At 68.3% G+C, this 23578-nt stretch carries 20 protein-coding genes; 13 read left to right on the top strand and 7 right to left on the bottom strand.

Features of this window, described 5'->3' with window-relative positions; genetic code table 11:
* Positions 1-26: 26 nt before the first annotated feature.
* Positions 27-587 carry a hypothetical protein gene (locus OG976_RS07060; protein ID WP_328359765.1) on the bottom strand — a complete coding sequence of 187 codons (561 nt, stop codon included), beginning with the start codon at positions 585-587 and terminating at the stop codon, positions 27-29.
* Between the two features lie 240 nt (positions 588-827).
* Here OG976_RS07060 and OG976_RS07055 point away from each other — a divergent pair, with 240 nt between their 5' ends.
* Positions 828-2006 carry a mannosyltransferase gene (locus OG976_RS07055; protein WP_328359762.1) on the top strand — a complete coding sequence of 393 codons (1179 nt, stop codon included), beginning with the start codon at positions 828-830 and terminating at the stop codon, positions 2004-2006.
* Here OG976_RS07055 and OG976_RS07050 read toward each other — a convergent pair.
* Positions 1981-2268, bottom strand: coding sequence for a 4a-hydroxytetrahydrobiopterin dehydratase (locus OG976_RS07050; protein ID WP_328359759.1), 288 nt, complete (start codon positions 2266-2268; stop codon positions 1981-1983). The genes OG976_RS07055 and OG976_RS07050 overlap by 26 nt on opposite strands.
* Positions 2269-2467: 199 nt before the next feature.
* On the opposite strand from OG976_RS07050, the gene OG976_RS07045 reads away from it, so the two are divergent.
* The 7 genes from OG976_RS07045 to OG976_RS07015 all read left to right on the top strand — a co-directional run bounded on the left by OG976_RS07045 (position 2468) and on the right by OG976_RS07015 (position 12374).
* Positions 2468-5794, top strand: coding sequence for an Ig-like domain-containing protein (locus tag OG976_RS07045; RefSeq protein ID WP_328359756.1), 3327 nt, complete (start codon positions 2468-2470; stop codon positions 5792-5794).
* Between the two features lie 23 nt (positions 5795-5817).
* Positions 5818-6207 carry a (deoxy)nucleoside triphosphate pyrophosphohydrolase gene (locus tag OG976_RS07040; RefSeq protein WP_328359753.1) on the top strand — a complete coding sequence of 130 codons (390 nt, stop codon included), beginning with the start codon at positions 5818-5820 and terminating at the stop codon, positions 6205-6207.
* Positions 6208-6231: 24 nt separating this feature from the next.
* Positions 6232-7428, top strand: a complete 1197-nt coding sequence (locus OG976_RS07035) for a cytochrome P450 (RefSeq protein ID WP_328359750.1) — start codon at positions 6232-6234, stop codon at positions 7426-7428.
* Between the two features lie 67 nt (positions 7429-7495).
* On the top strand, positions 7496-7960 hold the full coding sequence (locus OG976_RS07030) for a hypothetical protein (protein ID WP_328359747.1): 465 nt from the start codon (positions 7496-7498) through the stop codon (positions 7958-7960).
* 11 nt (positions 7961-7971) lie between these two features.
* Positions 7972-8478, top strand: coding sequence for a hypothetical protein (locus tag OG976_RS07025; RefSeq protein WP_328359744.1), 507 nt, complete (start codon positions 7972-7974; stop codon positions 8476-8478).
* A gap of 61 nt (positions 8479-8539) precedes the next feature.
* Positions 8540-10438: a translational GTPase TypA gene (gene typA / locus OG976_RS07020; protein ID WP_328359741.1), complete on the top strand. Its 1899-nt coding sequence runs from the start codon at positions 8540-8542 to the stop codon at positions 10436-10438.
* Positions 10439-10466: 28 nt separating this feature from the next.
* On the top strand, positions 10467-12374 hold the full coding sequence (locus tag OG976_RS07015) for an ABC transporter family substrate-binding protein (RefSeq protein WP_328363257.1): 1908 nt from the start codon (positions 10467-10469) through the stop codon (positions 12372-12374).
* 13 nt (positions 12375-12387) lie between these two features.
* On the opposite strand, the gene OG976_RS07010 is transcribed toward OG976_RS07015, so the two are convergent.
* Both OG976_RS07010 and OG976_RS07005 read right to left on the bottom strand, forming a co-directional pair.
* Positions 12388-13389 (bottom strand): hypothetical protein, encoded by a 1002-nt coding sequence (locus OG976_RS07010; RefSeq protein ID WP_328359738.1) that lies wholly within the window; start codon positions 13387-13389, stop codon positions 12388-12390.
* Positions 13390-13624: 235 nt separating this feature from the next.
* A complete protein-coding gene (locus OG976_RS07005) occupies positions 13625-14716 on the bottom strand; it encodes a hypothetical protein (RefSeq protein ID WP_328359735.1) in 1092 nt (363 codons plus the stop codon).
* 798 nt (positions 14717-15514) lie between these two features.
* On the opposite strand from OG976_RS07005, the gene OG976_RS07000 reads away from it, so the two are divergent.
* Positions 15515-17038, top strand: a complete 1524-nt coding sequence (locus OG976_RS07000) for a hypothetical protein (protein ID WP_328359732.1) — start codon at positions 15515-15517, stop codon at positions 17036-17038.
* Between the two features lie 209 nt (positions 17039-17247).
* A complete protein-coding gene (gene purU, locus OG976_RS06995) occupies positions 17248-18144 on the top strand; it encodes a formyltetrahydrofolate deformylase (RefSeq protein ID WP_328363254.1) in 897 nt (298 codons plus the stop codon).
* Here purU and OG976_RS06990 read toward each other — a convergent pair.
* Complete coding sequence (locus OG976_RS06990) at positions 18141-19145, bottom strand: class I SAM-dependent methyltransferase (RefSeq protein ID WP_442930505.1); 1005 nt, start codon at positions 19143-19145, stop codon at positions 18141-18143. The genes purU and OG976_RS06990 overlap by 4 nt on opposite strands.
* Before the next feature lie 326 nt (positions 19146-19471).
* Here OG976_RS06990 and OG976_RS06985 point away from each other — a divergent pair, with 326 nt between their 5' ends.
* Entirely contained in the window at positions 19472-19993 is a 522-nt protein-coding gene (locus tag OG976_RS06985) for a hypothetical protein (RefSeq protein ID WP_328359726.1), read from the top strand.
* A 5-nt stretch (positions 19994-19998) separates the two neighbouring features.
* On the opposite strand, the gene OG976_RS06980 is transcribed toward OG976_RS06985, so the two are convergent.
* Positions 19999-21231: a chloride channel protein gene (locus tag OG976_RS06980; protein ID WP_328359724.1), complete on the bottom strand. Its 1233-nt coding sequence runs from the start codon at positions 21229-21231 to the stop codon at positions 19999-20001.
* 45 nt (positions 21232-21276) lie between these two features.
* Between OG976_RS06980 and mshB the strand changes: the two genes are divergently transcribed.
* Together mshB and OG976_RS06970 are read left to right on the top strand one after the other, a co-directional pair.
* Entirely contained in the window at positions 21277-22128 is an 852-nt protein-coding gene (gene mshB, locus OG976_RS06975) for an N-acetyl-1-D-myo-inositol-2-amino-2-deoxy-alpha-D-glucopyranoside deacetylase (RefSeq protein ID WP_328363253.1), read from the top strand.
* Between the two features lie 3 nt (positions 22129-22131).
* Positions 22132-22509 (top strand): hypothetical protein, encoded by a 378-nt coding sequence (locus OG976_RS06970; protein WP_328359721.1) that lies wholly within the window; start codon positions 22132-22134, stop codon positions 22507-22509.
* Positions 22510-22516: 7 nt separating this feature from the next.
* Here OG976_RS06970 and OG976_RS06965 read toward each other — a convergent pair whose 3' ends face one another.
* Positions 22517-23473 (bottom strand): hypothetical protein, encoded by a 957-nt coding sequence (locus OG976_RS06965; protein WP_328359718.1) that lies wholly within the window; start codon positions 23471-23473, stop codon positions 22517-22519.
* Positions 23474-23578: the final 105 nt, after the last annotated feature.

Below are 23578 nucleotides of genomic sequence, written 5' to 3'. Positions count from 1 at the left end.
GTGCTCCCTTATCGGGTTGTTGACGGTCAGGGCAGAGCGGACAGCGGCAGCAGCTGGCCGAGGCCGGCGCCGCCCGGGGTGGTCGGCGCGATCGGCGGGTTACTGGCCGGCGGCACCTCGCCCGGCGCGTTCACCGGCGCGTTCGCGATGGCCGGCGTGTTGCCGATGGCCACCGGGAACGGCACCGAGTCAGGCGTCAGGTTGGCCAGGTTGCCGGGCACGCCGAGCTGGTTGAGCAGCGGGATGATCGGTCCGGCCATGCCTCCGGCGGTCGGGGCCGGGGCGGGCATGCCCGGCAGCGGCGCGGTGGCCGGTGCGCCGCCGATCGGCGAGACGGGAACCGTCTGCGCAGGCGTGCCGGTGATGGCCGACGCCCCGCTCAGGGCGGTGGCCGCCGTCTGCAGCAGGGCTGCGGCGCTGGCCGGGTTGGTGGCGAACTGCTGGAGCATGTTGAGCGCCGGCACGCCGGGTATGGCGGGCGAGACAGCCGGATCGGCGGCCGCGGCGGGGCTCAGTGCCAGTGCCGCCGAGCACAGTCCGGCGGCCGCAATTGCGTTGGCAGCGAACAGCTTTGTGAAACGTGACATGGTGATCCCAATCCTTCGATGGCAGGTCTGTACCCGAAGGTAGTCCGTTACTAGAGTTACTCAAGTGACACGTGTGGCGTTTATCCAACCGTTACGGCAGTGATTGCCTACGGTGATGCGCGGCGTCGGAAAAAGCCGGAAATCGACTCTGCGCACAGATCGGCGACACGCCGACAGCGTGCGATCTGACCGCAGACTCGATGCAGTCAACGGCCATCTGAAACTGGCTACAGTCTTGGGGTGAACACGACGGCCCGGGCGGCCCGGCTTGCCCCCGTGGCCCTTGCTGTATCGGTGGCCGCCCGGCTGGCCTGGACCTACCTGGTGCCCAACGGCGCGAACTTCGTCGACCTACACGTCTACATCGGCGGTGCGGCCGCGCTCGATCACCCCGGCACGCTGTACTCCTACGTCTACGCCGACCAGACCCCTGACTTCCCGCTGCCGTTCACCTACCCGCCGTTCGCCGCGCTGCTGTTCTACCCGCTGCACCTGCTGCCGTTCGGCCTCGTCGCGTTCTGCTGGCAGGTCGGCATCGTCGCTGCGCTCTACGGCGTGGTGCGGGTGAGTCAGCGACTGCTCGGCATCGCCGACGGCCACCGAACCGCCATGCTGTGGACCGCGGTGGCCATCTGGATCGAGCCGCTGCGCAGCACCTTCGACTACGGCCAGGTCAACGTCATCCTCGTGCTCGGCGTGCTGTACGCCGCCTACAGTTCGCGCTGGTGGCTTTCGGGTCTGCTGGTCGGGCTGGCCGCCGGCATCAAGCTCACCCCGGCGGTCACCGGGCTGTACTTCCTGGGCATGCGCCGCTGGGGCGCGGCGCTCTTCTCGGCGGTGGTCTTCTTCGCCACCGTCGGACTGTCGATCCTGGTGATCGGCCAGCAGGCCCGCTACTACTTCACCGACCTACTCGGCGATGCCAGCCGGATCGGACCCATCGGCACGTCGTTCAACCAGTCGTGGCGGGGCGGCATCTCCCGCATCCTCGGCCACGACGCGGGCTACGGCCCGCTGGTGCTCGCGGCGATCGCGGTGACGGCTGTGCTGGCGGTGCTGGCCTGGCGGGCCCTGGGTGTGGACGGCGACCGCGACCGGCTGGGCTCGCTGCTGGTGGTGCAACTGTTTGGCCTGCTGATCTCGCCGATCTCATGGACCCATCACTGGGTGTGGTTGGTGCCCTTGATGATCTGGCTCATCCACGGCCCGTGGCGGGATCACCCCGGCGCGCGGCTGCTGGGCTGGGGCTGGCTGGTGCTCACCCTGATCGGTGTGCCGTGGCTGCTGAGCTTCGCCCAGCCGACGATCTGGCAGATCAGCCGGCCGTGGTATCTGGCCTGGGCCGGGTTGATCTACCTGGTGGCGACGCTGGCGACGCTGGGCTGGATCGCCGTTAGCGGTCGCCGAGGATCTCGTTGATCTCCCGGGCCAGCTGAACGTCCTTGTCGGTGATCCCGCCCTCGGAATGCGTAACGAGGGCGAAAGTGACAGTCCGCCAACGGATGTCGATATCAGGGTGATGGTCGGCACGCTCGGCGTGTTCGGCCACCCGGCGCACCGCCTCGATACCGTCGAGGAAGGCGTCGAACGTCACCGAGCGGCGTAGCGCGCCGTCGAGGCGTTGCCAGCCGTCGAGATCCTCGGTGACGGCGTCTACTTGTTCATCGGTCAGCACAGCCATACTTCAGTGTCTCCGATCGAGCCGCGGACCAAACCTTGAACTGGCGAACATCGGGCACCGACGTTGACGATTTTGTTGAAATTTCAGTTAATTGCTGTGCGCCGTCGACCGGCCGTCCCTAGGGTGATCGACGGGTTGTCGCACAGTCGGTCGGGATGTGGCAGCAACGGTGGGTTCGTGGAATTCGGGAGGGTCACTGATGCTGTCGGTCGATGACGAGAAGGCCAAGTCGCGGTATGTAACCACCGCCGGGTGGCTACGAGCGCTGCCCGTCGAGTTCGGGGGGTTGGCGATATCGAAGCCCGACTCCCGATTCACCGCGTGGGTCGGTGCGTCCGCGATCCTCCTGGGGATCGGCGCTGCCATCGCCTCGGTGCCGGCGGTGGCATCCGCCGATGCAACCGGGTCGGCAGGATCGGCGGGGTCGGCCTCCTCGAGTGGCACCTCGCCCTCGACGGGTCATTCGAAGTCATCACACGCGGGTCCGCGAGCGCGGGCCGCGAGCACGGTGTCGGCGTCGGGCTCCAAGCTCGACACCGACAAGCCCGTCGCGTCGGCAGGCGCCGTCAGGCAAGCCGCCAGCGCGAAGCGGGCCACCAGTCCGGCCGGCGACACCGGTACGGTCTCGGTCACTCGCGCCGCATCGGTTGCGACGGCACCGGGGTCGGCAACTGTGGCAGGCCAGGTCGGCCTCGATTCCATCGTGAGCGTCTTCTTCGGCAATGGCACTGCCGCACATCCCAACGGCGGGATCATCGTCGGGAACGGCTATTCCTGGACGGGCGAGACATGCACCGGATCAACCGCATGCCAGGGGGGCAACGGCGGCTTCCTCGGAAATGGCGGAAACGGCTTCAACGGCGGTAACGGCGGCTCGGCCGGCTGGTTCGGTGACGGCGGCGACGGCGGTGCCGGGGTCAACGGCGGTAAGGGTGGCAACGGCGGGTCTGGCGGTCTGGTGGCGGGCAACGGCGGTGCCGGTGGCGCGGGTGCGGAGACCACTGTTGGCGGTGCGGGTGCCGGCGGCGGCGATGGCGGCTCGGCCGGACTGCTCGGCGATGGCGGAAATGCCGGTGCCGGAGGGGTTTACAACGGCACGTCGGCCACCGGTGTCGGCGGTGCCGGTGGTGCCGGTGGCAGCGGTGGGCTGTGGCTCGGGCGTGGGGGACGCGGAGGCAACGGCGGGAATGCGATCCCCGAGGGGTCAACCGGTGGAGCCGGCGGCGGGGGCGGTGGCACCGGAGTGTTATCGCTCTCCGGCGACGCCGGTGCCGGTGGCGCCGGCGGGGCGGGGTGGACCGGCGGGACCGGTGGTACCGGGGGCAGCGGTGGCGTGCTCTCCGTGTTCGCTAACGGTGGTGCCGGTGGTGCCGGCGGCGCCGGCCCGGCCGGTGGCAAAGGCGGAGCCGGCGGCGCCGCGGGACTCTGGATGGGTAATGGCGGCAGCGGCGGAGCCGGTGGCGCGGGTGGCGGCGACGGCGGCGACGGCGGTAGCACCGGGTTGCTGTCCGTCTTCGGCGCAGGCGGCAGGGGCGGCGACGGCGGCGCCGGCGAGACCGGCAGAGTCGGCACGAATGGCACCGTTGCGCAACCGGACGGCGGCGCCGGGCTGACCGGTGGAGCAGGTGGCAGCGGCGGTGACGGCGGCAACGGAAGTTGGTTGTTCGGTGTGGGCGGTGTGGGCGGCAGCGCCGGCGCCGGCGGTAACGGCGGCAACGGTGGCAGAGGCGCCGAGGGGGCAGATGCCAGCGTGGGTGACAGCGGTGGCGCCGGTGGTGCCGGCGGCGACGGTGGGGCCGGTGGTGCCGGCGGTGTCCGGGGTGGCGACGGGGGCACTGGCCGGTACTTCTTCCTGGTTTCGTCCGACGGCGATGCCGGCAGCAGCGGTGCGGGTGGGGCCGGCGGAAGCGGCGGAAACGGAGGCTTGGGTGGTAACGCCGGGGACGCCGACCACGTCGGCGGAATCGGTGGTGTCGGGGGCCAGGGCGGCGTCGGCGGTGTAGGCGGGAACGCCACGACGGCCGCGGAAGCCGGCGCAGGCGGAGCCGGAGGTAAAGGCGGCCTCGGTGGCAACGGCGGCAACAGTGGCACCAACGAGACCGGCGCGACGGGCGGCCGCGGTGGCGCCGGTGGGCAGGGCGGAGCCGGCGGAGCGGGATCGGCGACCCAGTCGAGCGCCGACGGTGGCCAGGGCGGCGACGGTGCCACCGGTGGTACTGGCGGGGCCGGCAAGAACGCCGGTAATGGCGGCAACGGCGGCACCGGCGGTGACGGCGGTGACGGCGGCGAAGATCTAGGTGGCGGCGGCGGAGAAGGTGGGTTCGGCGGAGCCGGCGGTGACGGTGGCCTCGCGGGCACGGCCAGCAACGGCGGCGGCCCCGGTCAGCAGGGCGCGGGGGGTACCGCGGGGCACAACGGTACCGGCGGCCAGCAGGCCGTCAGCTCCCGCACGGTGGCGCATCAGGAAACACTCCAGACGACGCTTCAGACGCTGTGGACCGATATCGAGCACCGACTGAGCTATATCTTTTTCAACTCAGCTCCGACTGCGAATCCCGAACTGAGCGCCCAAAGTGATGTCGGCAAGGTCATTACCGGAAACATCAACGGCAACAGCAACAATGGGTACTCGGCGACCTATTCGGTCAGCAGCGGACCGAAGTACGGCACCCTCGAGCTCAACGAGAACACGGGCGAATTCACCTACACCCCCGATCCGGCTCTGGTCGGACCCGGCATCACCGATCACTTCATCGTGACCGTGGACAACGGAGCCGCGGCCGCCGAGACCGGGCTCTTGGGTGTGGTGCAAGACGCGCTGCACACCCTCGCTATCCGGTTGGGTGTCGCCGGCGAGGACACCATTCAGGAGCAGGTCACCCTCACCATCACCGGAGAAGGTGTATACGGCAACGAGAGCAACAAGCAGTGGTGGACGAAGCAGAGCTACTACAACTGCTCGCTGATGGCGGGGGCCATGGCGGTCGGCCAGATCACCGGAACCGAGCCGTCTGAGGCAGAAGTGGTTGCCAATGCCAAGGTCACTGACAGCGTCGCCTCCCCTGGTCACAAGATGTATCTCGACCAGAACATCGAGGAGGGAGCGGCTTTGACCGACGTCGCGGTGATGATCCAGAAGTATTACGACGTCACCGCGGCCGTCACCAGATACGGGACGTATGACGAGAATGGCAAGACCATCACAGCGGCAACCGCGCAGCAGGGCCAGCTGGCTCTCAACGACCTGGCGGCGGCTCTGGCCCGGGGCAATGCGGCCATGGTGACGGTCAACAGTTCAGTCATCTGGAATGCCACAGAGGGCTATTCGCCCTCCGGAACTCCCAACTGGGTAGAGCTCGACCATGCAGTGGTGGTGATCGCGGTCGACCTGAAGAAGGGCAAGGTCTACCTCAACGACAGCGGTCCCGAAAACGGCAAGGGCGCAGTGGTGCCCATCGGCGCGTTCATGAATGGATGGCAGGCCAATGACTACGAGCTGGCGATCGTCGGGCCGGTTGCGCAGTAGCCGGCGATAGTACCGTCACACGGGTGCCCACCCAGATCGTCGTCGCCGGTGCGCTGATCGACGGCCCGGCGCTGCTGGTCGCACAGCGCCGGCGGCCACCTGAGCTGGCGGGTCTGTGGGAACTGCCCGGCGGCAAGGTCGCGGCGGGGGAGACCGAGGCGCAGGCACTGACCCGCGAGCTCCGCGAAGAGCTCGGTGTCGACGTCGCTGTCGGCGAACGGCTGGGCGAGGACGTACCCATCGGCGACGCACTGATCCTGCGCGCCTACCTCGTCACCCACACCGGCGGCACCCTGCACCCGCACGACCACGGCGAGTTGCGCTGGGTGACCGCTGCCGACATCGAGGATCTGCCGTGGGTGCCCGCCGATCGGGCCTGGCTGCCGGAGCTCTCGAAACGCCTCGGGCGGTGAGCCTTTGCGCCCTATGATCTGGGCGTGCCAGTCAAGCCGGACATCGACCTGACCGACGGCCGGTTCTATGCCGGCGGCGACGCCCGCGAGGCCTACCGCTGGATGCGCGCCAACCAGCCGGTGTTCCGCGACAACAACGGCCTGGCCGCCGCCGCGACCTACCGCGCCGTGATCGATGCCGAACGCAACCCCGAACTGTTCTCCAACGCCGGCGGTATCCGCCCCAGCACACCGGCCCTGCCCCACATGATCGACATGGACGACCCCGCGCACCTGTTGCGGCGCAAGCTCGTCAACGCCGGCTTTACCCGCAAGCAGGTCAGGGACAAGTCGGAATCCATTGAGGCCCTGTGTGACACGTTGATCGACGCGGTCTGCGAACGCGGCGAATGCGACTTCGTCCGCGATCTGGCCGCACCGCTGCCGATGGCCGTCATCGGCGACATGCTCGGGGTGGCACCCGAAGACCGTGAGACCTTGCTCGCGTGGTCGGACGACCTCGTCGTCGCGCTGAGTTCGACGGCCTCCGAAGAGATCCTGACCGCGTCGGTCAACGCGCTGCTGGCCTACAACGACTTCATGGCGGCCACCATCGAGAAGCGCCGCCGCCAGCCGACCGACGACCTCGTCAGTGTCCTCATCGGCGCCGAGGTCGACGGTGAACAGCTGACCGACGAACAGATCATCTCCGAAACCCTGCTGATCCTCATCGGCGGCGACGAGACCACCCGCCACACCCTGTCCGGCGGGACCGCCGAACTCTCCCGCCACCCCGACCAGTGGGACGCGGTGCGCGCCGACCCCACCCTGTTGCCCGACGCCGTCGAAGAGATGCTGCGCTGGACCTCCCCGATCAAGAACATGTGCCGAACATTGACCGCGGACACCGACTTTCACGGCACCGAGTTGCGCGCCGGCGAGAAGATCATGCTGTTGTTCGAGTCGGCCAACTTCGACGAGACCGTCTTCGGCGACCCGGACGTGTTCCGCATCGACCGCAATCCCAACAACCACGTGACATTTGGCTTCGGCACCCACTTCTGCCTCGGCAACCAGCTGGCCCGCCTCGAGCTGACCACCATGACGCGGCGGGTGCTGCAGCGACTGCCCGATCTGCGGCTGGCCGATGGCGCGCAGCTGCCGCTGCGCCCGGCGAACTTCGTCAGCGGGCTGGAGGCCATGCCGGTCGAGTTCACCCCGACGGCTCCGGTCACCAGCTGACGCGTTCGGCCCACCACCGCCAGGCGGACGGGTCATGATGCTGTTGTCCTACCCCTAGGAGCGCACCATGACAGCTCTGCGCGCCTGTGCGATCGCGGTGATCTTCGCCGCCTGCTGTGCACCGGCCGCCGGCGCCGATCCCTACCCGATGGCCGACGGCAACTACACCAGCCCGCAGGACCCAGGCTGGGTGTTCTTCATCAGCCCGCCGGGTTACGGGAACTTCGGCTGCGGCATCTCACCTGACGGCGTCGTGGGCTGCGACGTCGTCCCGCACCCGGTGCAGATCTCCGACGAACCGCCCACCGAGGTCCCACCCGACGCCAACCAGACCGTCGCCACTCTCGTCCAGCCGGGCTACTACCGGCATTCGGACACCCTGAGCTTCACCCGCGAGGTCGACGTGCTGCCCGAAGGCCACCAACTGGTCAACGGCGACGCGTCGTGCCTCGTGGGCTTCCAGGGCTCGGTCAGCTGCACCACCGGCGAGCACGGCTTCACCCACTACGCCGTCTTCGGCTACACCCACTGACGCGGACCCTCGTGTCGGGCAGAGTCACCATCGCCGCGATCGCCGCACTGATCGCCCTCGGTGCAGCGCCGTCTGCGTCCGCCGATTGTCAGGTGCAGCCGCTCGGCCCCAGCAGCGTCGACGGCCTGCTCGCCGACATCCCGGGCTTCCTCGTCCAACAAGGCTGTCCCGCCGTCGGTTCGCCGTTCGCCGGCGCCGACATGAAGGCCGTGACCGCCGGTGAGATCAGCCGCGACGGCACCACGGTGATGAGCGTCTTCGCCGGCGAGCTGAACGACGGCAGCGGCGCGGCGTTCGTCCACGACACCGTGCTGGCCGCCCTGCCCGGCACCGCCATCGAGACCCAGACCGTCGCCGGGTATCCGGTCACCTACTTCAACAGCCGGCAACTGGGCGACGGCTACCTCTACGCCGACGGCCGGACGGTCCTCGTCGCCTACGACACGGCGTGGCCGCAGTCCGGGTCGGCGGCAAAAGAGATCCTGCCCACACTGCTGGGTCGTATCCGCCCAGCGTGACGGTGCAGCACCAATCGGCTCGTTTTCGCGATCGGGGCATCTCACTGCGACAATCACCAGCGTGAATACGCAGGATTTCCGCAATGTCGCCATCGTGGCGCACGTCGATCACGGCAAGACGACTCTGGTGGACGCCATGTTGCGGCAGTCCGGCGCGCTGACCCACCGCGGTGACGACGCGATCGAACGGCTGATGGACTCCGGTGACCTGGAGAAGGAAAAGGGCATCACGATCCTGGCCAAGAACACCGCCGTGCACCGGCACCACCCGGACGGATCGATGACGGTGATCAACGTCATCGACACCCCCGGGCACGCCGACTTCGGTGGTGAGGTCGAGCGCGGCCTGTCCATGGTCGACGGGGTGCTGCTGCTGGTCGACGCCTCGGAGGGGCCGCTGCCGCAGACCCGCTTCGTGCTGCGCAAGGCGCTCTCGGCGCACCTTCCGGTGATCCTGGTGGTGAACAAGACCGACCGCCCCGACGCCCGCATCGCCGAGGTCGTCTCGGAGAGCCACGACCTGCTGCTCGACGTCGCCTCCGACCTCGACGAAGAAGCCCAGAAGGCCGCCGAGGAGGCTCTCGGCCTGCCGACGCTGTACGCCTCGGGCCGCGCGGGCATCGCCAGCACCATCGAGCCGGCCAACGGGGAGAACCCCGAGGGCGAGAATCTCGATGCGCTGTTCGACGTGCTGCTCGAGCACATCCCGCCGCCGCAGGGCGATCCCGAGGCCCCGCTGCAGGCCCTGGTGACCAACCTCGACGCGTCGGCCTTCCTGGGCCGTCTGGCGCTCATCCGCATCTACAAGGGCCGCATCCGCAAGGGTCAGCAGGTCGCCTGGATGCGTGAGGTCGACGGGCACCCCATCATCACCAACGCGAAGATCACCGAACTTCTGGTCACCGAGGGCGTCGAGCGCACTCCCACCGATGAGGCGATCGCCGGTGACATCGTCGCCGTGGCCGGTATCCCGGAGATCATGATCGGCGACACGCTGGCCGACACCGAGCACGCGCACGCGCTGCCGCGCATCACCGTCGACGAGCCGGCCATCTCGGTGACCGTCGGCACCAACACCTCGCCGCTGGCGGGCAAGGTCTCCGGGCACAAGCTGACCGCGCGAATGGTCAAGACGCGGCTGGACCAGGAACTCGTCGGCAACGTCTCGATCAAGGTCGTCGACATCGGCAGGCCCGACGCCTGGGAGGTGCAGGGCCGTGGCGAGCTCGCCCTGGCCGTGCTGGTCGAGCAGATGCGCCGGGAAGGCTTCGAGCTGACCGTGGGCAAGCCGCAGGTGGTCACCCAGACCGTCGACGGCAAGCTGCACGAGCCGTTCGAGGCGATGACCATCGACTGTCCCGAAGAGTTCGTCGGCGCCGTCACGCAGCTGATGGCCGCCCGCAAGGGCCGCATGGAAGACATGGCCAACCACGCCGCCGGATGGGTGCGGATGGACTTCATCGTGCCCAGCCGTGGCCTGATCGGATTCCGTACCGACTTCCTGACGCTGACCCGCGGCACCGGCATCGCCAACGCCGTGTTCGACGGCTACCGGCCCTGGGCGGGCGAGATCCGCGCCCGGCACACCGGCTCACTGGTGTCGGATCGCACCGGCGCAGTCACCCCGTTCGCGATGATCCAGCTCTCCGATCGCGGCCAGTTCTTCGTCGAACCCGGTGACGACACCTACGAGGGCCAGGTGGTGGGCATCAACCCGCGTGCAGAGGACCTCGACATCAACGTCACCCGGGAGAAGAAGCTCACCAACATGCGGCAATCGACCTCCGATGTGATGGAAACCCTGGCCCGTCCGCTCGAACTGGGGCTCGAACAGGCCATGGAATTCTGCGCGGAGGACGAGTGCGTCGAGGTGACCCCGGAGATCGTCCGGGTTCGTAAGGTTGAACTCGACGCGACGCTGCGCGCCAGGGCGAAGTCGCGGGCCAAGGCTCGCAACTGACCGGGAAGCCACGGCCGGGGTGGATACGCTGAAGGGCGTGCCAACCGGACCACAGCGCCTCTACACCGTCGCGGCGCTGCTGTCCGTCCTGCTCACGGGGGCGTGCACGGTCAGTCCGCCGCCCGCGCCGCAGAGCACCGAGACCTCGCAGACCCTGACGCCGCCGCCGCCGAAGGCCACCCAGATCATCATGGGCATCGATTCGATCGGGGCCGGCTTCAACCCGCACCTGCTCTCCGACCAGTCGCCGGTGAACGCAGCGATCGCCTCCTTGGTGCTGCCCAGTTCGTTTCGGCCCGTTCCGGATCCGGCGACGCCGACGGGGTCGCGCTGGGAGATGGACCCGACGTTGTTGGTGTCGGCCGAGGTGACCAACGACAACCCGTTCACCGTCACCTACAAGATCCGGCCCGAGGCGTCCTGGACCGATAACGCCCCGATCGCCGCCGACGACTTCTGGTACCTGTGGCGGCAGATGGTCAGCCAGCCCGGTGTAGTCGATCCCGCCGGCTACGACCTGATCACCGGCGTGCAGTCGATCGACGGCGGCAAGACCGCGGTGGTGACCTTCGCCCAGCCGTACCCGGCCTGGCGTGAACTGTTCAACGACCTGCTGCCGGCCCACATCGTTAAGGACGTGCCCGGCGGTTTCCCCGCGGGGCTGGCCCGGACGATGCCGGTGACCGGCGGCCAGTTCCGGGTCGACAACATCGACCCGCAGCGCGACGAGATCCTGCTGGCCCGCAACGACAGGTTCTGGGGCCCGCCGGCCTCGCCGGACCAGATCCTGTTCCGGCGCGCGGGTGCGCCTGCCGCACTGGCCGATTCGATCCGCAACGGCGACACCCAGGTGGCCCAGGTACACGGGGGTGCGGCGGCTTTCGCCCAGCTCTCGGCGATACCCGATGTGCGCACCAACCGGATCAACACGCCCAGGATCATGCAGTTGACGTTGCGCGCCCAAGAGGACAAGCTGGCCGACCCGCACGTACGCAAGGCGATCTTCGGTCTGCTCGACGTCGGCCTGCTGGCCGCGGTCGGAGCGGGCAGCGACAACACCGTCACGTTGGCCCAGGCGCAGATCCGGGCCCCCAGCGACCCCGGCTACGTGCCCACCGCGCCGCCGGCACTGGGCAAGGAGCGGTCGCTGGAATTGTTGGAGCAGGCCGGTTTTCAGGTCGACCGCACACCGACCGAGGCGCCGGTGCAGCCGCCGCCGTCGGCCGGATCGCGCACCACGTCAGCGCCGCCGGGCCCCCCGGAGATCACCCGCGGGCGGATCAGCAAGGACGGTGAAACGCTGTCCCTGGTGATCGGGGTGGCCGCCAATGACCCGACCTCGGTGGCGGTGGCCAACACCGCGGCCGACCAGTTGCGCAGCGTCGGCATCGCCGCGACCGTGCTGGCCCTCGACCCGCCGGTGCTGTACTCGGATGCGTTGGCGAACAACAGCGTTGACGCGATCGTCGGCTGGCACGCCGCCGGTGGCGACCTCGCGACACTGCTTGCTTCGCGCTACGGCTGCCCGGCTCTGGAGGCCATCCCGGTCTCGACCACCCCGAGTTCGACGACACCGGGCCCGGCTCCGTCGACCACTTCACCCACTCGGGCCACCACTGCCGCGACCCCCACGGCGCCGCCACCGCTGCCGGCTCCGGACAGCGGCACGCTGGTGCAGGCGCCGTCGAACATCACCGGGATCTGCGACCGCAGCATTCAGCCCAGTATCAGTGCGGCCCTTGATGGTTCGGCCGACATCAACACGGTGATCGCCCAGGTCGAACCGCGGCTGTGGAACTTGTCGACGGTGCTGCCCATCCTGCAGGACGCGACGATCGTCGCGGCGGGCCCGAGCGTGCAGAACGTCAGCCTGACCGGAGCGGTCCCGATCGGCATCGTCGGCGACGCGGGCCGCTGGGTCAAGACCGCCCAGTAGCGGCCGAGCGGGTTCAGTTCGCCGAGTGCTGGCGCTTGGACCCGCCGGTGGCCTTGCTGGCCTTCGGCGATGCGGCAGGCGATCCTGTGTCGGAATCGCTTGCACCCGAACCGTTGTCGGCGCTCGCCGCCGCCGGACCGGCAGTCGTGCCAGGCACCGCCTTGAACGACTCGACCTTCCTGCTCACCGGGCCGGCGACCGTCGCCGCCGCCAGCGGCGGGGGAGTGACCGTCGGGATGGGCGAGGTGGCCACTCCGGGGCCGGCGTTCAGATCGGCGTAGATCGTGGCGCGGGCCTCGTCGACCTCGGCGCCTAGTGCGTCGATCGACGTCTTGACGGCCGCCTCGAACGGGACCCGGCCGGCGTTGAACGCAGTACTGAAATCGCCTGTGACGGCCAGTGTTCCGGCGAAGATCTGAGCGCCCTGGACTGCGCCACCGAGCACGGTCAGAGGTCCGGTCACCAGCGCCTGGGCCAAGATGTTGACGGCGTAGTCGACGGCGTGCTTGGTGGCGGCGAAGGCGCGGTCGAGTGCAGCCTGCAGGGCGTAACCGCCGACGGCCCGCGGAGCCAGCAGCAGTGAGAAGGTGTTGGTCATCGGTGTCTGAATGGCCAGCAGCGCGGCGCCGAACGCCTGGGCGACGCTGCCGTCACCCTGCAGGGTCTTGACGAACGCGATCGGGCTGGCGATCAGCCCCGCGCCGATCCCGATCAGACCCCACCCGGTGAAGGGCAACGCCGGCGCGCCGACCGGGCCCAGGCACACGGTGCACTGATCGGTGCTGCCGACCAGGATCGGCGCCACGGCCAGCAGGTTGCTCAGGGCATTCACGCCGATCTGGAAGGGGATGGCCCCGAGCGCCGGTACCGCCAGGGCCCCGGTGAGTTCGATAGCAGGAATCGTGACCGTCGGAACCCGGACATCCTGTACGGGAACGAGCGGGCTCATCGCGATGGCACCGGCACCGGCGAGCGCGATGCTGGTCTTGAACACAGAGGTGACAGCGGCAGACATTCGAGCTCCTTCGCCCGTGGACATCCTTACGAGCGGAAGCTACCTGAGAACAGCCTGAGAATGGGTGAGTTATCGATCAGTGGTCGCACGTGTTTGCCGCTGCAACGAGCGTCGAGGGCGGGCATAGGTGGTCTGATCGGACCATCGGCCCAGTTCAGGACATATTGTGGGGACAGTGGCGCACCACGGTTTGGTCGTGGATCGTTGGTGACTTCGGCGTCAATTCGCGCCGGGGCTAATCGCCCGCCGTGGCTCCCTGGCCGCCTGCACTCTGGTCTTTGGCCGTGCCCGTCGACGGCTTCGGGGCTCCGGTGGTGCGCGGCTTGGGCTGGGTGACCGGCTGGGGCCTAGCGGACGAACCCGCCGCGCCGCGGGCGCTGTCGGCGACCGAGGTGCTCGTTGGCGTGGAACCCGGTTGCGGGGCGCTGTCGGTGCTGTCTTCGGCCTTGGCCGGGTCCGTGGCCGGATCGGTCTGTGCTGCCCGGGCGCTGATACGCGGCGCCTTGGGAGTGCGGTTGCGGCCACTCTGGCCGACCGTAGTCGGCGGCTCCTCATCGGTCGCGCTCGCTCCGGTGCCACCGGCACCCGCTGGCGCGTTGCCGGTTTCGGTCCCCGGCGTCAGGCTGGTGGCAGCCGCCGGCGTGAGCGGAATCGAACTCTGGCCGGTCAGGCTGTCGATGATGTCCTGGAGGCCGCCGATGAGGATCAGGCCGGGGCTGAAGAAGGCCTTGATGGCTTCCACGATCGTCGTCAGCGCCGAGACGAGATCACCCTTGACCAGGGCCAGGATGGCTTTGGCGATCAGGTTCGGTGTGTTGACGAGGACGTCGACGTAGGCATACGCGGCCTCGACGACCTTGCTGCCGAGATAGGTGGTGTCCTGGACGAGGTTGGTCACCACCTGCTGGACGTCGGCGGTCACGCTCGCGGCCGGCAGCGCCGCGGCCGCGGCCGCCGCCGACGGCGCGCCGTTGGTCTCGACGAACGGCACTGCGGCGGCGGGGTTGTAGGCAGGCGGGACCAGCGCTCCGGCCGGGGCGGGGGCCGCGTCGTACGTCGCCGAGTTGACCTCGCTGCCGATCCGGTCCGCCTCGGCGGCCAGGGCGCCAAGGATCTGAGCGAGCGCCGAACCGAACGGCGCTGTCTGTTGAGAGATCGAGTTCAACAGCGACTTGTCGAACGGGATGAGTGACTCCGGGCTGGTGGACAGCTGGGTGGTGGAGATCTGCATGTCCCTGATCGGGGGTACGACGGGGTTGGCAACGACCACTGCGGCCGCAACCAACGCCACTCCTGTCGTCAGGATTGGCCCCATCGCCTTTCGCACGCCGCCTCCTCCCGCAATCGCGGACGGCTATCGGGCAACCATACCTGAGAGCAGGCTGATAAGTACGCACTCTGTTCCTGAGAATCTGGCCGGTTCTGCGGCCCGCGGCGGGGATGCTTGTGTTGAGAAATGCCTTGTCAGTGCACCCGAGATCGTTCCGTGCGGAACTGAGTGTCAGCTGAGTGATCCCACAGCGTGGCGGTCGCTAAGAAACGCACCAGCCGGTGGCGCAGTCGGTCGGCTGCAGGCGGCGGTGCTGGCGTGCCGATATGTGTCGGTACGGCGGCCCCCGGGGTGCTGGTGGTGGGCTCCCAGCAACTATCCGTAATTTCCCGAATTAATTGGCATAAGCGATAGTTTGTCGTAATTGTCAATTAATACCGAGCCGTTTGCCTCGTGTTATCCGGGACTTTCCTGCTGACGTTCGAACGCAACGATTACACGAGGGTCCACACGGGTCGCATTCGAATCTCAGCGACCCTTTCTCCCTGAGGAGATGCTGATAAAAGGCTGCGCAAGTTCGCTACTTTCCGTAGGGGTGTGGTTATGGCAACGCGATGACGATCGCGTCGATAACCGCCTGGAACTGGGCCTTTAGTGTGCAATCCCTCGTGAGCGAGCGAAGTTGGGTTTCTAGAGGGCGATTCTCAGCGGATCTTTGCGGCGGAAACAATCGGCTATTTTCGGACCGAAACTATCCCTGTTTTTGGCACCGAAAAATATCGCGTCTCCAGAGTCCACGGTGTTACGTTGCTGCTGCTTGGAATTCGAGCACCACCCGAAGGGAGAACTTCCTACATGTCCATCCATTCAGAGAAAGTCATCAGCAAGCGAGGTACCGGTTCTCGGCGCGCTCGCCCGCTGATGGCGACGGCAGCTGCAATCGGCGGCGCCGGAATGATCCTGGGCGCTCCGGCGGCCGGGCTCCTGCTCGCTCCGGCTGCACAGGCCGCTCCGATCGTGGCGCCGCAGGCGCCCCTGGACGACCTGCTGGGCAGCTTCGGCAGCATCTTCGGGGCCGGCGCGGCGTCACCGTCCCCGAACGCGCTGCTGGCTGTCGCGGTCGATCCGTTCAACCAGATCTCGAACGGGTTCCTCGACATCGCTGGTGCCATCCCGATCTTCAACATCTTCATCGGGAACGGGGCCAACGGCAACGCGCTGCACCCGGACGGGTACAACGCGGGCTTCTTCGCCGGTAACGGCGGAGACGGCGCCAACGGCAGCTACAACCCGGTCACCCAGACCTCCACCAACGGTGGCAACGGTGGCAATGCCGGCCTCTTCTTCGGAAGCGGCGGAAACGGCGGAAGCGGCGTCAGCGGCGGCTACTCGGTCACCGGCAAGGCAGTCGAGGCCACCAATGGTGGCAGCGGCGGCAATGCGTCGTTCTTCATCGGCAGCGGTGGCCAGGGCGGCCAGGGCGGCGCGGGTCGTCCGGGTCTCAATGGCCAGAACCCGACCGTGCTGAACTCGCCGCTGGACGTCAACGTCTCCAACGGCGTGCCCGGAATCCCCGGCGCAGTCCTTCCGCCCGCCCAGGCTCAGGCCGGCGGGGTCGGAGGATCCGCAGGCGGCAACGGTGGCGACGGTGCGGCTGGCCTGCCTGCCCCCACCGGACAGCAGGGTGGCAACGGCGGTGACGCCACTGCCGGCGGCGGCAACGGTGGCACCGGCGGCGTTGGTGGCATCGGCCTGGCCGGTGTCGGCGGAGCCGGTGGCGCGGGTGGCAACGGTGCTGCGTCCACGGCCAACGGTCTGGACGGCGGCAAGGGTGGCAGCGGCGGTGCCGGTGGCACCGGCGGCCTGATCTTCGGCACCGGTGGTAGCGGTGGCAACGGCGGTCAGGGTGGCCAGGGTGGCAGCGGCGACAACGGTGGCCGCGGCGGCGACGGCGGTGCCGGTGGTCTCGGGACCACGGGTGTCGGCGTCGGCGGACCCGGTGGCGACGGAGGCAACGGTGCCAACGGCGGCCTGGGTGGCGACGGCGGCAACGGTGGTGCACCGGGTGCCGGTGGCTTCCTGCCCTTCTTCACCTCGCCCGGTAACCCGGGTATCGGTGGCGGCGGCGGTGGCGGCGGTGCCGGCGGCAACGGGGGCGGCGCCGGCAAGGGCGGCTCCGGAAGCACTGTCGGCACAGACGGCACCGCGGGTACCGGCGGCAAGGGCGGCGCAGGCGGCAAGGGTGGCCTGAGCGGCACCGGAACCGCAGGAACCGGCGGAACTGCCGGGTCTGACGGTAAGGCACCGGCACCGGGGTCCACCGCTGGTGGAACCGGCGGAACCGGCGGCAACGGGGGTACGGGCGGCGGCGCTGCCTAACACCGCTCGATCCGGTTGAGGTCTGGGAGGAATCTCGAACTGGATCGGCCCCGGGAGCGTCGGTGTTCCCGGCGCTCCCGGGAGTTCCGGAATAACTGCACTGTCAACAGGCACCGGGCCCACTTCGGTGGGCCCGGTGTCCTGCTTTGTCCGCCGGACAGATGAGGGAAGAGTTGATGATCGCCAAGACAGCAGTCAGCATCAACGGCATGTCGACGCTGGAATACCCGCACGGACCGGACGCACTGGCAGTCAAAGACGTCGGACGGCTGCTGTTACGGTGTGCCGACCGCCCGGGTCTGGTCGCCTCGGTCAGCGCGTTCCTGGCCGGCGCCGGAGCCAACATCGTCTCGCTCGATCAACACGCCACCGCACAGACCGGTGGAACCTTCATGCAGCGCACGATATTTCACCTCCCCGGTCTGGCCGCTGCCCGTGACGCGCTGGAGCGTGATTTCGCCGAGCAGGTGGCGCAGCCGTTCGATATCGACTTCCGGCTCACCGAGGCGTACAAACCCAAACGGGTCGCGATCCTGGCCTCGAAGGAAGATCACTGCCTACTGGACCTGTTGTGGCGAAACCGCCGAGGCGAATTGGACATGACGGTGGTGATGGTGATCGCCAACCACGCCGACCTGGCCGATCATGTGCGGCCGTTCGGGGTTCCGTTTATCCACATCCCCGCCACCAAGGACATTCGCGACGAGGCCGAGCGTCGCCAACTCGACCTGTTACGCGGCAACGTGGATCTGGTGGTGCTGGCCCGCTACATGCAGATCATCACACCGCGCTTCCTGGCCGAGGTCGATTGTCCGCTGATCAACATCCACCACTCGTTCCTGCCGGCATTCATCGGGGCCGCGCCGTACCGGCGGGCCAAGGAGCGCGGCGTCAAATTGGTTGGCGCGACGGCACATTACGTCACCGATGACCTGGACGAGGGGCCCATCATCGAACAGGACGTGGTTCGCGTCGACCACCGCCACGGCGTCGAGGACCTGGTGCGCCTGGGTGCTGACGTCGAGCGTGCGGTGCTGTCGCGGGCGGTTTCCTGGCACTGTGAGGACCGGATCATCCGCTACGGCAACCAGACGGTGGTCTTCTAGAGCGTGATGCGGTCCGGCTTCTCGTAGACCAGCCAGCGCATCTCGATGGGCCGATCATCGCGGGGGACGTCGAAAACGTCTTGCCCGCTAACCCATTCCGAGTACCACCCGGTGGGTGGCCAGGCGCCGTCGGGCAGGTTCGCCTGCTCGTATTCGTACACCGGTACGTCCGACACCAGCGTCAGGGGGAAGCCGGACACTGCACCGGCCATGTCCTGTTGGGTGAAGATGGTGCTGTAGCACTGCTGTCCCATCTGGACCGCCGCATCGTCGGGCGTGTACTCCCGGTGAGCCACGAAAGCGTTGAACACCAGACGACCACCCGGTGCAAGGCAGTGCGAGGCAAGTTCGAACACGCCGCGCAGTTGCCGGGCGGACCGGAAGTCGGAGACCACCTCGGACAGCAGGATCAGTTGGTAGTCGCGCCGGAGGTCATCGAGCGTGGCAAAGATATCGCGCTGGATCACGTTGATAGGCAACGACTCCTGCGTGGCGTCGGCACGGATGCTGTCGGCGAACGACATCGTCATCTCGACGGCGTCAACGGGATGTCCGCGGCGGGCCAGAGCCAGCGCGTTGCGGCCGGTGCCCGCGCCGATGTCGAGCACCGGATGCGCACCGGGGTCGAGTGCCTCGGCGGCCAGCGCCAGGACGCGGGCGTCGGGTTCGGAGCCGAACAGCGGTGGCTGCCGGTTGGCAGTCCAGTTCTCGTAGGCTCCCTCGACGGTGAACCACTGCGCAGTCACGTGATAATTCAGGACGGTGCCGACCGGGGCGTTGTAGGTGATGACGATGTTCGACCGCGGCGAGGCGCCGAACGCCTCGGCCAGCTGGCCTTCGAGAACCGTGCGCAGGTGGGCGATCTGGTCGTCGGTGAACGGACGGCCAACAGCGCCGAAGATCTTGGCGCACATGGCGACATACTCGTCGATCAGCCCCGGTACGGCCGGCAGCGTGATCTCTCCGTTGACAACCGAACGCCGGTGCAAACGACGCGCCATTGCCGCGTGGAGCAGTGGCGTCTGGATCACTTTGAGCGGTTGAGGGTCCACAGAGTTCTTCTACACCAGTCGAGCGCCGTTGTCAGGTTCGATCCGCGCAAACAAACTGCGGGAAAAGCCAAATCGACTGTCCGGCAAACTTTGGTGACGATGCGATGGTCTGCGCTGAAGACCTGAACGCGACTGTCAGCGGCAGGATCCGCCGCTTCTCAGCAATGCCGATGTATAGCCATGTGCAATGAAATGCATTGACGGATAATAATTTTCGCTGGCGCAAATGTGGCGGGATCGTTCAATTCGCGATTACCGGCGGCTAGTATCGCCTCATGCCGGATACCACTGACGATGTCCAAACCCATTCTGCGCCTGTGTTCACCGTCCAGACAGGCTGGCAGCGGCTGGCCCGCTGGGGCGTTCCGTTGGCGCTTCTGCTCGGGGTGGTGGCCGTCGCGCTGTCTATCTGGGCGGTGGTAGCCGGGGCGTCAAAGGAGCCGGCGATGACCGCATTGTCGGGCGATCCGAAGATGCGGGTCTGCAACGCGTTCGAGACGGTGAGCCGGGGCGTGGCCCTGCAGACGCACAACGACCTCGGACCGGATCCCATCGCGCAGGCCGCGGTGGCAGGCAATGCCCGACTCGCACTCGTGGGCGGCGGGGAATACCTTCTACGTCAGGTTGATTCGGCGACACCGGCCGAGCTGGCCGATGCGGTCAGCGCCTTCGCCCGCGACCTTCAAGACATCGGAATCAATGCGCTGGCAGGCGTGCAGAACAGCGACCCGGGACAGGCCGCACGGTTGGCCGAAGGTGACTCGGCCCGAAAGCAGCTCGCCGACCTTTGCAGGTAGGTCTTTTACCCGGGGGCTGCCCGGCGGGCGTGGAGCTGCTTGTCGAGCAGGTGCGCCGCGGTGGCGGCGGCAAGAAAGACGATCAGCATCCACAGCGGTGGACGCGCCAGTTCCCAGACGAACAGTGCCGCCCAGATCGGGGCGCCCTGGGTGATGGCCAGCACGCCCGCCGCGCACGCCAGTGACGCCGCCGCCAGATTGACGTGCAGTGGCGTCCAGGTGTTCAGGCACAGTGCCACCACCGAACCCATGGCGGCGCCGGTGGCCAGCGCGGGGGTGAGCATGCCGCCGACCGCCCCCGCCCGCAGGAACACCGCGGTCAGCACGGGCTTGAGGACCACCAGCGCCACTGCGGACGCCAGCGTCAGACTGCTGTTCACGCTGATGGTCAGCACGCTCTTGCCATTGCCCGGCAGTTCCGGCCAGTACCGGGAACACACGCCGACGAGCAGGCCCGCGCCGGCGATCGCCGGGATCAACAGCCACGAGTCGCCGACCGGGTGGGCCCGGGCATAGTCCGTCAGCCGGTTGAAGCCGCGCCCGACCACCACTGCGATCGGCGCGAGCACGATCGCGAACGCGGTCAGGGCATAGGACAGGTCCGGGGCGGGCCACGCCAGCGGCGTCGCCAGGTGCGTGACGGGTGCGGCGACCGCGGTCGCCAGCGCCGAGGTGACCAGCGCCGTGCCGACGGCCCGCAGGCGCCAGGTGCGCAGCACGATCTGCAGCGCGAACAGCGCACCGCCGGCGGGCACGCTGTACACCGCGGCCAGACCGGCGCCCGCCGCACAGCCCAGCAGAATCTCGCGGTCGGCCGGCGTCAGCGCCCATCGTGAGGTGCCCAGATCGCCCAGCGCGGCGGCGAATTGCCGAGGGGCACCCTCCCGGCCCAGCGACGCCCCCGACCCGACCAGCAGCACCTGTAGGCCGGCATCCAGCGACATCGCCAGCCGGGGAATCCTCTGGTGGCCGGTGATCGCCGCGGACAGCGACGGGATTCGAGCGCGTTGCCGCAGCAGCCACCAGCCCAGGCCGGCCAGCGCCCCGCCGATCATCGGCCCGAGCATGCGGCGCACCGGGCTGGCGCCCGTCACGCCGTCCAGCAAGCTCCCGAAGCTGTAGTGGTAGGTCAGGTGCTCGACGTAGTGCAGAAGCAACGTCGTCGCCGCACCGGCGACACCGGCCAGCAGACCGACCAGCACGACGCCACAGCCGAACTCGAGGTTGCGCCGGGTCACCGGCCGAATCTAGCCGGATTCGGCCGGTAGGGTGGCGCCGTGGCAATGCAGGAGACCCCGCGGCTGTTGTTCGTACACGCCCATCCCGACGACGAGACCATCAACAACGGCGTCACGATCGCCCGGTACGCCGCGCAGGGCGCCGAGGTCACCGTCGTTACCTGCACCCTGGGCGAAGAGGGCGAGATCATCGACGAGCGTTGGTTGCGCCTCGGCGTCGAGGAGTCCGACCAACTCGGCGGGTACCGCATCGGCGAGCTCACCGATGCACTGGGCAAGCTGGGGCTGGCCGGGCCGCGCTTCCTGGGCGGGGCCGGACGGTGGCGCGATTCGGGAATGCCCGGCACTCCGCCGCGCCGTCACCTCCGGTTCGTCGATGCCGACCCCGACGAAGCCGTCGCCGAACTCGCGGCGATCATCACCGAACTGCGCCCGCACGTCGTGGTGACTTACGACCCCGATGGCGGCTACGGACACCCCGACCACATCCAGACCCACCGGATCACCACGGCGGCGTTGAGCGCCTCATCCTGGCAGGTGCCCAAGTTTTACTGGGCTGTCATGAGCGCCAATGCTTTTCGGGCCGGCGTCGACGCGTTGGGCGACGACGACATCCTGCCTGACTGGATCTGGCCGCCTGCCGAGTTGGTGTTCGGCTTCACCGACGATCGCATCACCGCCGTCATCGAGGCCCCCGAGCAACTGCCGGCCAAGGTCGGCGCGATCGCCGCGCACGCCACCCAGATGCTGGTCGGGCCCACCGGCCGCGGCTTCATCCTGTCCAACAAGATGGTGTTGCCGGTACTGGATTCCGAACACTATGTGCTGGTGCGCGGTGAGCCCGGCCCCACCGACGAGCGGGGCTGGGAAACCGATCTGCTGGCCGGCTTGACCTAGCCCGTGGCCGACGAGGATCCCGCTATCCGCACCGTCGTGCTGGCTCTGCTCGCCGTCGACGGGGTGATCTCCGCTCTGGTGGGTGCTCTGCTGCTGCCGCTCTACCTGGGTTCGGTGCCGTTTCCCATCAGCGCGGTGGGCACCGGCCTGGTCAATGCGGTGCTGGTGTGGGCGGCCATGTACTGGACCGACTCGACCCGGTTGGCCGCGCTGCCACTGATCACCTGGCTGTTCACCGTCGCCGCGCTCACCCTCGGCGGGCCGGGCGGCGACATCGTGTTCGGCGGCCCGGGAGTGATGGCCTACGGGGTGCTGGTGTTCCTCGTTCTGGGCGCACTGCCGCCGGGCTGGCTGCTCTGGCGGCGCGAGCGCGCGCGGTAGGACCGGCCTACTCGCCCGACGACTTCGCCTTGTGGGCGCGCGCCGAGCCACCCGTCGAACCCGACTTTTTGGCGCCGGAGGTGCCCTGTCCGGTGTTGCCGTTGTCCGAGGAGTTGTCGCCGGCCTTGGGCGCCGCGGGGGAGCTGACCGGGGTGTCGGTCGACTCGGGTGCCGTCGGCGTCGCGTTGGCAACCTCGGCGGACAGTGCTGCGACCGACGGTGTGTCCTTGACGGCCGTTGCGCGGGCCGAATGCCCGGTGGCCTTGGGAGTCTGCGCGGGGGTGGTGTTCTCGGCAGGCGTTTCGGCCGCGCCGCCGCCGACGGCCGCGGCGGCCAGTGGCGTGGCCACTGCCGCAACCGGGAACGGCGGGAAGGGCAGCGGCGGTAGCGGCGGGATGAGCCAGCCGATGAAGTACTCGGCCTCCGCGATCACCGTGTTCACCACCGCGGCGAACGTCGACTGGACCACGATGGACAATCCGGTTCCCCAGACGGCCAGGTTCAGCGGGTCGTTGAGCACCGGAACGATCAGCCCGTAGACCAGGGCGTTACCGATCGGTTCGCCGAGGTTGTTCCAGAGCAGGGGCGCTTGGTCGCCGATGAGGCTCAGCGGCCACACCCAGCCCAGCACGTACTGCGTCAGGTCGGCGGCGTAGCTGACCCAGTAGTCGATCCAGTTCCACGACGAGATCACCCAGTCACCGGCGGTGCTGTTGGCCGTCACCGAGGCCTGCGGGGTGGATGCGGCCGACGCGGCGGCGGGCTTGGGAGCCTCGCTGACCAGGCCCAATGCGGCGGCAGCGGTCGTGATCGGCTGGACTAGGGGCTGCACCGCAGCGCTCAGCCGCAGACTCTCCACGGAGATCGTCTGGGGTGTCGTGACCTGCATCGGGGCGATGGTCAGGGCGCTCACGGCGACGGCGGCCATACCGGCGGTCAGGTAGGAACGAACGGAGACGGTCATGGTGCAAACTCCCAGAATCTGTACAGCGAACACCAGTAACTTACGTTGTCGTCAGCCGGTTGTTACAGATTCCACCCCGAGTCCCGGTAGGGAAATCCTCGGGGC

Origin of the sequence: Mycobacterium sp. NBC_00419, assembly GCF_036023875.1 — a bacterium.
Taxonomy (GTDB): domain Bacteria; phylum Actinomycetota; class Actinomycetes; order Mycobacteriales; family Mycobacteriaceae; genus Mycobacterium.
The sequence above is the reverse complement of the archived record's forward strand: the minus strand, read 5'-3'. Positions and strand labels throughout refer to the sequence as shown.

What these genes read in the sequence shown, in the direction of transcription:
- purU (WP_328363254.1), top strand. Translation starts at nt 17,248, where the DNA reads ATGTCGACGCTGGAATACCCGCACGGACCGGACGCACTGGCAGTCAAA.
- OG976_RS07010 (WP_328359738.1), bottom strand. Translation starts at nt 13,389, where the DNA reads ATGTCTGCCGCTGTCACCTCTGTGTTCAAGACCAGCATCGCGCTCGCC.
- OG976_RS07045 (WP_328359756.1), top strand. Translation starts at nt 2,468, where the DNA reads ATGCTGTCGGTCGATGACGAGAAGGCCAAGTCGCGGTATGTAACCACC.
- mshB (WP_328363253.1), top strand. Translation starts at nt 21,277, where the DNA reads ATGCAGGAGACCCCGCGGCTGTTGTTCGTACACGCCCATCCCGACGAC.
- OG976_RS07000 (WP_328359732.1), top strand. Translation starts at nt 15,515, where the DNA reads ATGTCCATCCATTCAGAGAAAGTCATCAGCAAGCGAGGTACCGGTTCT.
- OG976_RS06965 (WP_328359718.1), bottom strand. Translation starts at nt 23,473, where the DNA reads ATGACCGTCTCCGTTCGTTCCTACCTGACCGCCGGTATGGCCGCCGTC.
- OG976_RS07050 (WP_328359759.1), bottom strand. Translation starts at nt 2,268, where the DNA reads ATGGCTGTGCTGACCGATGAACAAGTAGACGCCGTCACCGAGGATCTC.
- OG976_RS06985 (WP_328359726.1), top strand. Translation starts at nt 19,472, where the DNA reads ATGCCGGATACCACTGACGATGTCCAAACCCATTCTGCGCCTGTGTTC.
- OG976_RS07030 (WP_328359747.1), top strand. Translation starts at nt 7,496, where the DNA reads ATGACAGCTCTGCGCGCCTGTGCGATCGCGGTGATCTTCGCCGCCTGC.
- OG976_RS07060 (WP_328359765.1), bottom strand. Translation starts at nt 587, where the DNA reads ATGTCACGTTTCACAAAGCTGTTCGCTGCCAACGCAATTGCGGCCGCC.
- OG976_RS06990 (WP_442930505.1), bottom strand. Translation starts at nt 19,145, where the DNA reads ATGGCGCGTCGTTTGCACCGGCGTTCGGTTGTCAACGGAGAGATCACG.